Annotated in this window: 8 protein-coding genes; 4 read left to right on the top strand and 4 right to left on the bottom strand. The window is 31.6% G+C overall.

Annotated elements, in window-relative coordinates; translation table 11 throughout:
- Positions 1-224: 224 nt before the first annotated feature.
- Positions 225-1931, top strand: coding sequence for a DUF4139 domain-containing protein (locus tag V9L05_RS02325; RefSeq protein WP_338814232.1), 1707 nt, complete (start codon positions 225-227; stop codon positions 1929-1931).
- Positions 1932-2032: 101 nt separating this feature from the next.
- Here the strand turns inward: V9L05_RS02325 and V9L05_RS02320 are convergent, their stop codons facing one another.
- Complete coding sequence (locus tag V9L05_RS02320; RefSeq protein ID WP_338814231.1) at positions 2033-5254, bottom strand: S-layer homology domain-containing protein; 3222 nt, start codon at positions 5252-5254, stop codon at positions 2033-2035.
- Between the two features lie 487 nt (positions 5255-5741).
- Here V9L05_RS02320 and V9L05_RS02315 point away from each other — a divergent pair, with 487 nt between their 5' ends.
- The 3 genes from V9L05_RS02315 (at position 5742) to atpC (ending at position 9610) form a co-directional block, all read left to right on the top strand.
- Positions 5742-7463, top strand: coding sequence for a DUF4139 domain-containing protein (locus V9L05_RS02315; protein WP_338814230.1), 1722 nt, complete (start codon positions 5742-5744; stop codon positions 7461-7463).
- Positions 7464-7744: 281 nt separating this feature from the next.
- Complete coding sequence (gene atpD / locus V9L05_RS02310; protein WP_338814229.1) at positions 7745-9247, top strand: F0F1 ATP synthase subunit beta; 1503 nt, start codon at positions 7745-7747, stop codon at positions 9245-9247.
- Positions 9248-9340: 93 nt separating this feature from the next.
- Positions 9341-9610 carry an ATP synthase F1 subunit epsilon gene (gene atpC / locus V9L05_RS02305; protein WP_338790546.1) on the top strand — a complete coding sequence of 90 codons (270 nt, stop codon included), beginning with the start codon at positions 9341-9343 and terminating at the stop codon, positions 9608-9610.
- Between the two features lie 106 nt (positions 9611-9716).
- Here the strand turns inward: atpC and V9L05_RS02300 are convergent, their stop codons facing one another.
- From V9L05_RS02300 to V9L05_RS02290, 3 genes are read right to left on the bottom strand one after another with little or no spacing between them, the layout of a single operon-like run.
- Complete coding sequence (locus tag V9L05_RS02300; RefSeq protein WP_338814228.1) at positions 9717-10481, bottom strand: DUF1835 domain-containing protein; 765 nt, start codon at positions 10479-10481, stop codon at positions 9717-9719.
- Positions 10482-10497: 16 nt separating this feature from the next.
- Positions 10498-11772: a hypothetical protein gene (locus V9L05_RS02295; protein ID WP_338814227.1), complete on the bottom strand. Its 1275-nt coding sequence runs from the start codon at positions 11770-11772 to the stop codon at positions 10498-10500.
- Positions 11769-13634 (bottom strand): AAA family ATPase, encoded by a 1866-nt coding sequence (locus V9L05_RS02290; protein ID WP_338814226.1) that lies wholly within the window; start codon positions 13632-13634, stop codon positions 11769-11771. The genes V9L05_RS02295 and V9L05_RS02290 overlap by 4 nt, the downstream gene beginning before the upstream one ends.
- Between the last annotated feature and the right edge of the window lie 18 nt (positions 13635-13652).

The raw sequence follows: 13652 nt of genomic DNA, 5'->3' as shown, positions 1-13652 counted from the left end.
TGATTTTGAATTTTATATAGGTTTTTGATTTTTTTTATAAAAACTGATTTATTATCACCAAATTTTATTTTTTACAAAATTATTTATGGAATAGAGAGAGCTATTTCATCTAACTGATAGAAAACCCAAAAAGAATAAGGTTGTATTTACCAATTTATTTAATCTTATTGTTTTTATTTTAATAGAGCTTTTGTTAAAATCATTAATCAAACTACTACTTTCTTATGAAAAACTCCAAATTATGTCTATCCCTCATTCTAGTTGCATCAATTTATTTTCTCAGTTTACAAACAAATTTTGTATTCTCTCAAAACCTAAATTCTCAACCTGTAACCAGCAAAATTGAAGCTGTAACTGCATTTAGAAGCAGAGCGCAAATTACACGCTTGGCAAAAGCAAATCTAAAAGCAGGAAAAAACGAAATTATTTTTACAGGACTTTCCCCCAAACTTATCGAAAGTAGCTTTCAGCTTTCAGCTAATTCTAGTCAAGTAACTATTTTTTCGGTTCAGCCAACTATAACGAGTCGTAGAAATCCACAGGCATGGAAAATATCTGAAAAAATTAGAGATTCACTCCAAAATGCAAGAACTTATCAAAAAGAGCTTTCTGATAACTTACAAATTTTACAAAATGAAGAAAAGTTGTTAGTAAGTAATCAAAAAATCAGTAGCCAAACACGTCCACTTACTCCTACTGAACTAGCTGCAATGGCAGATTTTGTTAGAAAAAGAATTTCGACAGTTCGCAAAGAAATCAGAGAAACAAATCAAGAACAAGCTGAAAATAACTTGCTTATAAGCCGTCTGCAAAGTGATTTGTCTCGTATGCTAAATCAAAGTACCAATTCTAGTTTTGATTTGTCAGTTGATATTCCTTCAGGAGAAGTAATTGTGAGTTTGGAAGCAAAATCTGCTGTCAGTGTAGAGTTTATGTTACAATATTTAGTTACACATGTTTCTTGGAATCCAATTTATGATTTGAGAGCAAAAGAGGTGGGAGAGCCAATGGAAATTTCGTATAGAGCGCATGTAAGCCAGACCACAGGAATTGATTGGAAAGATATAAACTTGACTTTATCAACAGCCGACCCAACCCAAAGCACACAAACTCCTGAATTTTATGCCCAACATTTGAAAATTTATCAGCCTGTTGTAGTTACTGGATATGCTAGTGGTGCTTCTCAATCCTCTCGTAAACGAAAAGAATACAAATCAGCAGATGCAGCTTGGGGAGATGGAGATTATGAGGATATAGAAGTAGAAGAATCAGCCTCTATTGCAGATTATACTACAGTTAAAGAAACGGCTTTAGCTTCCGAATTTGAAATTAGTTTGCCTTATACCATTCTTTCTGATGGAAGAAAACAACTTGTAGAAGTTTCGAAAATGGAAGTAGCAACCGATTACCAATATACTGTTTTTGCAGGAAAAAATAAAGAAGGTTTCTTAATGGCAAATCTTTCAGACTGGCAGCAATATCAACTTGTTTCAGGCGATGTAAATATTTATTTTGAGAATAAATTTGTAGGCAAAACGTATCTTGATACTCAAAATTCAGGCGATACATTAGCTGTTTCGTTAGGAAAAGATAGCCGAATTGTCGCTGAAAGAATTACACTCAAAGATAAAAACAAAAGAAAATTCATAGGTTCAAATGTAAGAGAATCTAAAGCCTTTGAAATTATTGTAAAAAATAATTTGAGTCGCAAAGTAAATGTGAAAATCATTGACCAAATTCCTCTTTCTATGGATAGTCGAATTGAAGTAGAAACAGAAAATATAAGTGGTGGAGAGCTAAATTCTAGAACTGGTCAAGTAATTTGGAATACTGAAATTCCTGCTTCTGATTCTAAGAAATTCAAATTGGAATATACTATCAAATATCCAAAAGGAAAACAACTGGATACAAATTTTGTGGAAACGAATTAAATAAAACTCTAGTTTTTTATGATTTGTGAAAAATCAAAAAAGTCATTCTATTAGTTTAGAATGACTTTTTTGATTAAAAAGAATTGCTAAACTATCTTCAATTAACTTTTAACAATTTTCTTTGTATGTGTAATTCCATCTACTGAAACTTTGACAATATAAATTCCCGAAGTAAGGGTAGAAACATCTACTTTTCTAGAACTATCTAAAGTTCCTTGTTTTACTACTTTACCTAAAGCAACTTCATAAATTACATATTCAATTGGATTCTTGGAAAATATATTAAAACGTAATTCATTCTGAACAGGATTCGGATAAACAGTAACTTCAAAATTCTTATTGTCTTGTGTAATAGCAGCTATTTTAGAAACTGGATTGCTTGGTACAACAATATAAAAGTTATACAATTCGGGCGCACGATTCAAATAACGCAAGGCTTGATACATAACCACAACAGCATTTGCACGGGTACTACTCCAATTTGGACGGTAATAATTTTTATCAGAATGATTAGCTACAAAACGATTTCCAACAGCATTACTAATTGATGTAGTTGCCCAAGCAGGAATATCAGCTTTATCTGTAAATAAATTTAGCATAGAAGAAGTTCCTCCACTTAATCCTAATCCATTAGAGATAGATAGGTTTACTTGCATCTTAGTTATTTTGTCATTAGGTAAGAATGTTCCATCTGGATAGCCTGATAAATAACCAGCACGAGCTGCTTTCAAGATATTTTGTTCTGCCCAGTGTCCACTAATATCTGTAAAACTACGGTTTGCAATAGTAGGATTACTAGAAATTGGGGGATTGATTACCTTTACAATCATAGTGGCAAATTCTGCACGAGTAAGGAAATTATCAGGTTTGAATGTTCCATCAGAATAACCAGCCATAAATGCATTATTTATCATATAACGAATTTCATTTTCTGCCCAGTTTCCAACTACGTCAGCAGGAATAGGTATAGTTTTGAATACATCACTTGTAAATATTCCTCTTCCATGGGTTGCTACAGCTACTGTTCTGTCAGATTCTTTATAAACGAGCATATCACAACGTACATTGGCTAATCCAGCACTGCTCAATCCCCAAGTAAGATTAGCAGATTTGAAATTATCCGAAGACCAAACCCCTGTTTCAGTTGCCAAAAGAACTTCATTTGTATTGTTTGGATTGTACAATGCCCAACGTACAGGAAAATCAGGAAGGTTTGCTTCTTTATTTACCCAAGAAGTTCCTCCATTTGTAGTTTCAAAAACAGATGCTACACCATAGTTAGATAAAGTAATCAAGATTTCATTATCAGAAGTTCCTAGTTCTATACACGAAATATATCCAAAAGGAATATTTGATTTAGAAATAGTAAGTATGGTAGGGCTATTTGTATGTGCATTATCAATACGAATGACTTTACCAGCATCGTCAGCTACAAAAATACGATTATCTGTATAAGGAGAAACCTTTATAGCTGATATTTGAGTTCCTGCAAGAGCATTAACAGCAACATTTGTAAGTGTTATAGTATTAATCGCATTAGTCAAATTATTTATTCTCATATACTGATTTGAACCTGATGCCGAATAGAGAATATTCGTATTGTCATCATAATCAGTAGGATTTATAAACCTACCTGAATTATTTCCTACTACAAAATTGAAAGAAGAACCTGCATCTTTAGAAATACTATAATTGTTATTAGTAAAGGAAGTAATTTGAAAGCTAGGATTATCTTTATCAATGTGTGGAAAACCACCATCTCCTCCACTTGCAGTTACTCCTCCACTAATTCCTGAGCTATTTATCTTGATAGTTCCGTTATCTTGCGCTCCAGCTAACATATAATTCGAATTTGCAATACTACTTGTAGCTATTCCATAGAATTGAGTTACATTATAGCCATTATTACGAGTAGCAAATGTAGGGTTTGTATTCCAAATATTAGATGAATAAGAAACTCCTCCATCGTGTCCGAAAAGAGCTACATTGGAATCTTGTGGACGGAAAGTAATTGTATGTTGATCTGCATGAACAAAAGGTTTATTACAGCCCCCTGTCCAGTAAGATATTAACTGCCAAGTAGAACCTGCATCTGTAGTTCTGTGTAAATCAATTCCTCCCACTATTACACTATTTGGGTTAGTAGGGTGTACTGCCAAACTCAAATCATACCAAGCCTGTCCTCTAGTAAAATCATTTGTTCCTATCTGACAATTCTGTTCTAAATAAGAAGGAATAGTAACATTTGACCAAGAACTTCCTCCATCAGTAGATTTTCTAAACCAAGCTACACTATTATTACTCCCACTTGCTACAGCATAGATTACATTATTATCAGAAGGTGCAACAGCAAGTTCTATACGTTGTCCACCTGTTGCAGGAGTAACAATTGTCCAATCCTGACCAAAATTAGTAGATTTACGAACAATACCTGTACTAAAAATTCCTGTCGCAGCATATACAGTTCCATTTGATGTAATTTCTATATCAGAAGCATTTCCACTAACTAGGAATGACCAAGAACTTCCTTTATCTTGTGATCTAAAAACACCTGTTCGTGTAGCTACAAATACAGAGCCTCCAGAAGTGATAGCAATCTTTTGAATATAGTGAAAGTTAGAATTATTTGTACTTGCTAATTGATTCCAAGTTTGTCCTCCATCAGAAGTTTTCCAAATGCCAGCTCCACGTACAGCATCAACATTAAAAAAACCTTCTCCCGTTCCTGCATACATAATTTGTGTATTAGAAGGGTCATAAGCAATAGAAGTTACTGCTAAATTTGCCCAAAAATCATTTATATTTTGCCATTGAGAAGTAGCATTTGTAATATCATTATTATACCACAATCCTCCAGAAACAGCACCAGCCCACACTTTTTTGCGATTTCCATCATTTGGGTCAAACATAATAGTACGTGTTCTGCCACCAATATTGTTAGGTCCTCTTTCTGTCCATGTTGTTCCTGCAATGGCTTTAGCCAAACGACGAGTACGAGACATTTCTTGTACTTCTTTAAATACTTGGATTCTTCGTTGAGAAGGAACATAACCCAATGCTGGATCTTTTGTCATTTCAAAATCTCTTAACATTGCTTCCTTAGGACGATCTTGTTTAGGAAGTGCTTTGCGTTGTTCTACACTCATTTTAAGATAAGCTGATAAACGTTGAGCTTCTTGTTTTTGAGCATTATCATCCGTTGCTTCAATGCCATTTTTAGTGAAAATAGAGAAGGCAGAGGATTTTTTTAAAAAAGAAAAGCCCATTCCAATTAATAAAACAATTAAAACTAAAGCAAAGGTAATTTTCACTTTCGTGTTCATATAATTTTTGTGTCTAAAAATAAAGGGATAAAATTTAGTATGAAATGTAATGGGAGTAAAATTTAGTTAATTAACTAATCTATCTCAAAGATAATAATTTTACAACTATTAACAACTTTATTTTTGTATTTTACTGAGTGATTTTTGTTATTTCTTTGTTAAATTTGTTTTTTAAAAATGCTATATTTTCTGTAAAAATGTTTTTTTACTATCATAACTTTAAGTTTATAACTCAAAAAATGAAAGTTTTTCAATAAAATGTATTGCTTATTGAATTTATTGTTATGCAAGGCGAGTATTTTTGTTTAAGTTATCTGACTTAAGTAACAAGTAATTTTTTAAAAAAAATAATAGTAATGGTTACTGTGATTCTGATTTATCTCTCTTTTATCTCTCTCCAAAAAATGACACAATTAAAATAGACTAATTGAGGTTATTTTACTAAATTATCTCAAAAACTACTTATTCATTCTCTAAAAATAGAATTATGAAAAACCACAACTTACTTTTAGTATCACTATCAATTCTCTGCTATTTCTTTTTTTTACAGCATAACTTTGCTTTTTCTCAAAGCCTAAATTCCCAATCTGTAACTAGTAAAATTGAATCTGTAACCGTTTTTAGAACAAGAGCGCAAATTACACGCCTCGCAAAAGCAAACTTAAAAGAAGGAAAAAATGAAATTATCTTTACAGGACTTTCTCCTAAACTTATAGAAAATAGTTTTCAGCTTTTGGCAAATTCTAATCAAGTAACTATTTTTTCTGTTCAGCCAACCATAACAAGCCGAAGAAATCCGAAAGCGTGGGCAATTTCTCAAAAGATAAGAGATTCATTACAAGAAGCTCGTTTAATAAAAAAAGAACTTTCAGACGATTTACAGATTTTACAAAATGAGGAAATTTTATTAATAGATAATCAAAAAATCAGTAGTCAAACACGCCCACTTACGCCTACTGAACTTGCAGAAATGGCAGATTTTATACGAAAAAGAATTTCGATAGTTCGTAAACAAGTTAGAGAAAATAATCAAATGCAAGCTGAAAATAATTTGCTTATTAATCGTCTGCAAAATGACTTATCTCGCATGCTTAACAAAAGTACAAACTCTAGTTTTGATTTATCAGTTGATATTCCTTCTGGGGAAGTGATTGTGAGTTTGGAAGCAAAATCTGCTGTACCTGTAGAATTTATGATGCAATATTTAGTTAAAAATGTTTCTTGGAATCCAATTTATGATTTGAGAGCAAAGGAAGTAGGCGAGCCAATGGAAATTTCATATAGAGCGCACGTAAGCCAAACTACAGGAATTGATTGGAAAGATATAAATCTGACTTTGTCAACAGCAGACCCAACTCAAAGCACCGAAACACCTGAATTTTATGCTCAACATTTGAAAATTTTTGTTCCACAAGAAGTATATAATGAAGAGGTGCAACTAACAGAAGAAGAAATTGCAATGGGATTTACTAGTGATGATTTAGGTGGTTTTGGAGGAGGAGATGACTGGGGAAGTGGTGGCGATTGGGGAGGAGAAGACGAAAAATCTGAATCTATTGCAGATTATACCAAAACAAAAGAAACAGCTCTAGCTTCCGAGTTCGAAATTAGTTTGCCTTATACCATTCTTTCTGATGGAAGAAAACAACTTGTAGAAGTTTCAAAAATGGAAGTGGAAACAGATTATCAATATACTGTTTTTTCAGGAAAAAATAAAGAAGGTTTTTTGATGGCAAACCTTTCAGATTGGCAGCAATATCAACTTGTTTCAGGCGATGTAAATATTTATTTTGAGAATAAATTTGTAGGTAAAACTTATTTGGATACGCAAAATTCGGGTGATACTTTAGCCGTTTCATTAGGAAAAGACAGCCGAATTATAGCCGAAAGAATTACATTAAAAGATAAAAACAAACGTAAATTTATAGGCTCAAATGTAAGAGAATCAAAAGTTTTTGAAATTGTAGTGAAAAATAATTTGAGTCGCAAAGTAAATGTGAAAGTCATTGACCAAATTCCTCTTTCTATGGATAGTAGAATTGAAGTAGAAACCGAAAATCTAAGTGGTGGAGTGCTAACTACTACAACTGGAAAAGTAATTTGGAATACTGAAATTCCTCCTTCTGATTCTAAGAAATTCAAATTAGAATATACTATCAAATATCCAAAAGGAAAACAATTGGATACTAATTATGTGGAAACGAATTAAGATATTCTATAATTATAATTAGAAGTTCAATTTTCTAGAAGATTACTCAAGGTCTAAAATCAGTATTTTTTATCAAAAACTTTTGAGATACGAATAATAAATACTACTTTTGCAGTTAAATTAAATACGCTTCTATATCTTTATAGTTAAGAAGCTATCAAGAAAAAACTAAAACGTTTAATTGATTTAATCATCATAACGAAATAAATTACGATTATAATTACTCGTAATCCATAATTAGCTTCGCTGAATATTCATTTCGTAATTTGTAATAAATAAATATGGCAACAACAGGCAAAATCGTTCAAGTAATTGGTCCAGTAGTGGACGTGAGTTTCGTAGATGGTACTTTACCTCATATCTTAGATGCTCTTCAAGTAACAAAAGAAGACGGTACACTCGTTGTACTAGAATGTCAGCAGCATTTGGGTCAAGACCGTGTTCGTACTATATCTATGGAAGGTACTGAAGGGCTTAGACGTGGAATGGTTGTTACAAATACAGGTCAGCCAATTTCTATGCCTGTTGGAGACGATATAAAAGGACGTTTATTTAACGTAGTTGGAGAAGCTATTGATGGTATTCCTCAACCAAAAGGCGAACAACGTCTTCCTATTCACCGTGATCCTCCTGCTTTTGAAAATCTGTCTACTTCAACAGAAGTTCTTTTTACAGGTATCAAAGTAATTGACCTTTTAGAGCCATACTCAAAAGGTGGTAAAATTGGTCTTTTTGGTGGTGCTGGTGTAGGTAAAACAGTTCTTATTCAAGAGCTTATCAATAACATTGCAAAGGCTTATGCTGGTCTTTCTGTATTTGCAGGTGTAGGTGAGCGTACTCGTGAAGGAAATGACCTTCTTCGTGAGATGTTAGAATCTGGTATTGTAGATTATGGTAAAGACTTTTTGCACTCTATGGAAGAAGGCGGATGGGATTTATCTCTTGTAGATCAAGAGAAAATGAAAGATTCTAAAGCTACTTTCGTTTTTGGTCAGATGAATGAGCCTCCTGGGGCAAGAGCTAGAGTTGCTTTGTCAGGTCTTACACTTGCAGAGTATTACCGTGATGGCGACGGACAAGGAAAAGGACGTGATATTCTTTTCTTTATCGATAACATTTTCCGTTTTACGCAAGCAGGTTCGGAAGTATCAGCACTTTTAGGTCGTATGCCTTCTGCTGTAGGTTACCAACCAACACTTGCAACTGAAATGGGTGTAATGCAAGAGCGTATTACTTCTACTAAGCGTGGTTCAATTACATCTGTACAGGCTGTTTATGTACCTGCAGATGACTTGACTGACCCAGCTCCAGCAACTACTTTCTCTCACTTGGATGCTACAACTGTACTTTCTCGTAAAATTTCAGAGCTTGGTATCTATCCTGCTGTAGATCCTTTAGACTCTACTTCTCGTATTTTGAGTGCAGAAATTGTAGGTGATGAGCATTATGATACAGCACAACGTGTGAAGAACATGCTTCAACGTTACAACGAACTTCAAGATATCATTGCTATCTTGGGTATGGATGAGCTTTCTGAAGAAGATAAATTAGTTGTAACTCGTGCTAGACGTGTTCAGCGTTTCTTATCTCAGCCATTCCACGTAGCAGAGCAGTTTACAGGTCTTCAAGGGCAGCTTGTTGATATCAAAGACACAATTCGTGGCTTTAATATGATTATGGATGGCGAACTTGACCAATATCCTGAAAAAGCATTCCTACTTAAAGGAACAATCGAACAAGTAATCGAAGCTGGTGAGAAACTTCTTAAAGAAGCAAACGCTTAAAAATAAAGTTAGAAGTTAGATTTTAGAAGTTAGAATTTAATTAAACTTCCAAAATCTAACTTCTAAATTCTAAAATCTAAATTAGTATAAATTATGTTTTTGGAAATTATTACTCCAGACGATAAAGTATTTTCAGGACAAGCAACAGGTGTTTTAGTTCCAGGTTCGGAAGCAAAAGGTTCTTTCGAAGTGTTGGACAATCACGCTGCTCTTGTTAGTTCTTTGCAAGAAGGAAAGGTAAGAATACGTACCCAAGAAGGAAAAGAAGTTTTCTATACTATTAGTGGTGGCGTAATTGAAGTGCTTAACAACCACGTTATTATTTTGGCAGAGTCTAGTCAATTAGATCAATTTGCTAAGTAAATAATCTGTTGTTAAAATAAAATTCTAAAAAACCGTTTTATTCATTTTTTGAGTAAAACGGTTTTTTTGTTGATAAAAATGATTGAAAATCTTGTAAAAATTCTTTTTAAAGAAAGAAAGATTTCACCTCATCAAAAAGCCGTTGCACCTGTAAATCTCCAAAACCATAAATAGATTCTCTTTTCGAAAATTCTCTAAAAACAGGTTCAAATTCTTCACTTTTGAGGTCTTTCATTATCTGAATGAGTGATGCTTTGGGTCTTCCTAACTTCTCTTCACTTGTTGGAAAGCGTTGAAGATGTGCATCTATGGCAGGAAGCATAAAAGCATAATTTTCACCCAGTTCTTTAGCTATTTGCACTAATTTTTCGGTGTCATTATTTTTGTAATGTTCCCAAAGGAGAGCAATTTTATTTAGCTCATTCTGACCAATAGACAAACGATTTTCATAAATAGAAATCAATTCAGATTCATTCAAGCCACCAAAACCGTACTGCGTATGTTCTTTAGGACGAACTAAAAAAATAGAATTTTTCTGACCATTTTTATTCAAAAGATGCACCACAAACCAAAAATTTACTTGGCAAAACAAATCATCTTCAAACCATAAATTAATATCTACCTCACTAGGAATAGCCTGTATTTTCTCAAATTCAGAAACCGTTTTTTCAAAATAATCTTCTTTGCTATATTCTGCGTAATGGCTACTAATAAATGTAGCTCTCGTTTCATAAAACTCTTCCAAACTCTCTCCTTCTACATTTCCATCTACCAAAGCCTCTCTAGCAACGATAATTTTGCCTTGAATAGATTTTGGAAATTGCTCTTTTAAAGAATCTCCGTTTAGAATGTGGTAGTTTTGGGGTTTCATATTTTTTGAGGGAAATTTATTGTAATAATCTTTCATAATATTTTTTTACTATATCTCTTTTAAGTTTAGACAATGGTCTTTTATGAAATTCTTCAATATCCATTACACCTAAAATCATTCTTAGAATAGTTTTTCTTTCTATCTCCTGCATATTATCAATTTGATAAGGAGCTTTAAGATTAGGATACTCCTCACAGAGATTTAATAATTCTCTTACCTCTTCCTTATGAAGATTATACTGTTCATTTAGATAAAAATCTTTAATATTTCTTTGACCTTTTGTTGCATCATTAAGATTACTTCCTTGTACTGGCTTTAGAATAATATCAAAATCAGTATTTGTATAGCCTATTAATTCATTTACATCAGCATCAATAGTAAACTCTAAAATATTTTCAAATCCTTCATTGTAAGGATGTAAATGTGTGGTTGTACAAAAGGGAATAGTACCTTTTAAAGAACTATTACAAGAATGACAACTAAGAACAAGGTTATAAAATGACAAAGCAAAATAAGGATGAGTTCCTTTATCATAAAAATGATCAAGTGTTATTCCATATCTTTTTTTACCCTTAAAACTATGACTTATATAATGTCTATTACAATACAAACAAGTATTCACATTTAGATTCTTAACTATACTTTCTACAAATTCTTTCCTATATTTTTTATAATTAAAACACTTAAATATTTTTTCTATATTAGAAAAATGAGTTATTATTATAGGAATTACTACTCTATTTAATTCATTATTAAGTTGTTGAAGTTCAGGAAGTGCATAATCAATAATATACTGTGGTGTTTTTATAATTTTTTCATTAATTAGCTTTGATAAATCAGTAAGTGGTAGAGAGGTTATATCAGAAATCATTTTTTGAGCAGATTCCTTTTTACTTCCATTTTTGTTTGTAATAATATCTAATTGTCTAACTAGATTATCTATTGCAGTTTGACAAACATATACTTTAAAAAATGATTCAATATTGTAATAAACACTCTGAGCAGGAGGATAGTTGATAAATGTTGATGTGTTTTGTAGAATTTCAAAACTACGTTTATCAATCTCATAAATTAAATTTCTAAAGTGTATTATCTCCAATGAAAATATTTTTTCATTATCTATATAGTCTGTAATAAACCAGTCTATTAGCGAGTTATAGCTTGGATATGTTGCTTTAGCAGTATTTAAACTTGCTTTTATATTAGAGATTATGCTTTTTTGTCTTAGAGTCTTTACAAATTCATTAGCATGCAAACTAAGCTCTTGAATAGAATGATGTATTTTTATCATTGGTTACCTCCTTCGTTATTTAGTTCATCAATTTTTCTTTGATAGTAGTTTTTTTGTGTATCTCTACTCATTGTATTAACTAAAATTTCTAATTTCATTTTTAAATGAGTACGAATAAGTTTATCTCCGATAAGATTTATAAAATGGTCTATCTCTTTGATTTTACTTTGTGCATCTTCTGTATTATCAAATTCATTGATTTTTTTTACGTAAGAATTAATCTTATCTAATGCAAAATCTCCAACTACGCCATCTTCCAAAAAAAATGAATCTGATAATAAAGTATGTATATTCTGTCCAAATGTTTTCTCTTGTTCAATTAACGGTTCAACTTTGCATAAATCATTATCTCCTTTCTTTAAAAAAACAATATTTTCTTTAGGTAAATCAGAAACAAGAAATGAAGAATGTGAGGTTAAAATAATTTGCGCTTTTTTTCTAGGAAAAATTTTTGGTAAAATTTCTAATAAATTTTTTAAATATTTTTTTTGCCATTGTGGGTGCATTCCTAATTCACCCTCGTCTATAATTATTATTAGATTATCTGATAATTCATTTTGTGCTAAATAATATAAACTTGAAAATAGACGTAAAAAAATATTTTCTCCAGAACTGAAATAAAATGGTTTAGTATCTTTATACCAAGAAAATGTAATTGGAGAGGTCAATTTATTAAAAGTGTTTAATTTTTCAATCATTTCTTCTCCTTTATCTATATTTATAAATGCTTTACCCATTTCCCAAGAAATATTTTCTCTTAAAAAAATCATAAACTCTTCTAAGTTTCGTTCAAGTTGTTGAATATCATAGTAGTTTTGTTCTTGTTTGTTCAAAGTAAGATATACTCTTATAGCCCTCATTGCAGATTTCATAGGTAAACTCTTGGCAGAAGATATAGCATTATTAATATCTCCCAAATCATTTGTTGTTGCATTAAGCAACAGGTTTTGAAAAAATACATGAGTGAATGATGAATAGAAAATTAACCATTCCAAGGCTGTAAAAAACGAATCTTCATTTCCAACAAAAGACGGTTTCCAATCGAAATTTAATTTTTTATCGTGTCTATGTTGCTCTTTAGGAAATCGCAGTTTATCATCATAAGGAGCATTTTTATACACCCTATGTATTCCATCATAATTCAGTTTTATACGAAGACGATTTGGTAGTTTAAATGGAAAGACATCATTATTTGTAAAGTCTTTTATTAAGTTCATTTTAGAGATACTTTCTCTATACTTAAAGTCATTCCATGCTCCTTCTTCGTGTTTATGAAACCTGTGAAAAAATGAAATATCTTTAACCTCTTTTACTAACTCTAAATTTTCTTTTATTTCATCATAATAATCAGAATAGAAGATAATGGAAACTTGCTTTTCAGTTTCAGAAGGAAAAAGGGAATAGTTAGCTGAATTGGAGTTTAAACACTTAAAAATATAACTTTTATCTGCTTTTTTTACCTCTATAACAGTTTCTCCTTCCTCATTATTAGTATTTATAGACTTTCCTTCTATTTTAGAAATGAGTATCTCAGCATAATAGCGTACTATATATTGATATTTATTCTCTTCATTTTCTAAACTTACTTTTTGTTTAAATACAAGAATACAATTTCCTTCTTTCGGGGCTAATAAACATTCAAGAACTGAACTTTTACCTGAACCGTTTTGACCAATAATGGCAGTAACATTTGTTATATGCTCTCCAAAAAAACTTTCTTGATATAAAATTACAGTTTCATTTTCTACAAATTCAAGGGTGTTAGTTTCAGATATATATTCAAAATGATACTTTGGGCTAAAATTAAATCCCTCATTTTTAATATTTTTATATTTTTCAACCCAAAGATATATCAGTTCCATAGATAATAGTTTAGCTAA

This window comes from Bernardetia sp. Wsw4-3y2, assembly GCF_037126295.1.
Classification (GTDB): Bacteria; Bacteroidota; Bacteroidia; order Cytophagales; family Bernardetiaceae; genus Bernardetia.
This window is presented reverse-complemented; position numbering and strand designations above follow the sequence as displayed.

What these genes read in the sequence shown, in the direction of transcription:
- V9L05_RS02325 (WP_338814232.1), top strand. Translation starts at nt 225, where the DNA reads ATGAAAAACTCCAAATTATGTCTATCCCTCATTCTAGTTGCATCAATT.
- V9L05_RS02320 (WP_338814231.1), bottom strand. Translation starts at nt 5,254, where the DNA reads ATGAACACGAAAGTGAAAATTACCTTTGCTTTAGTTTTAATTGTTTTA.
- V9L05_RS02315 (WP_338814230.1), top strand. Translation starts at nt 5,742, where the DNA reads ATGAAAAACCACAACTTACTTTTAGTATCACTATCAATTCTCTGCTAT.
- atpD (WP_338814229.1), top strand. Translation starts at nt 7,745, where the DNA reads ATGGCAACAACAGGCAAAATCGTTCAAGTAATTGGTCCAGTAGTGGAC.
- atpC (WP_338790546.1), top strand. Translation starts at nt 9,341, where the DNA reads ATGTTTTTGGAAATTATTACTCCAGACGATAAAGTATTTTCAGGACAA.
- V9L05_RS02300 (WP_338814228.1), bottom strand. Translation starts at nt 10,481, where the DNA reads ATGAAACCCCAAAACTACCACATTCTAAACGGAGATTCTTTAAAAGAG.
- V9L05_RS02295 (WP_338814227.1), bottom strand. Translation starts at nt 11,772, where the DNA reads ATGATAAAAATACATCATTCTATTCAAGAGCTTAGTTTGCATGCTAAT.
- V9L05_RS02290 (WP_338814226.1), bottom strand. Translation starts at nt 13,634, where the DNA reads ATGGAACTGATATATCTTTGGGTTGAAAAATATAAAAATATTAAAAAT.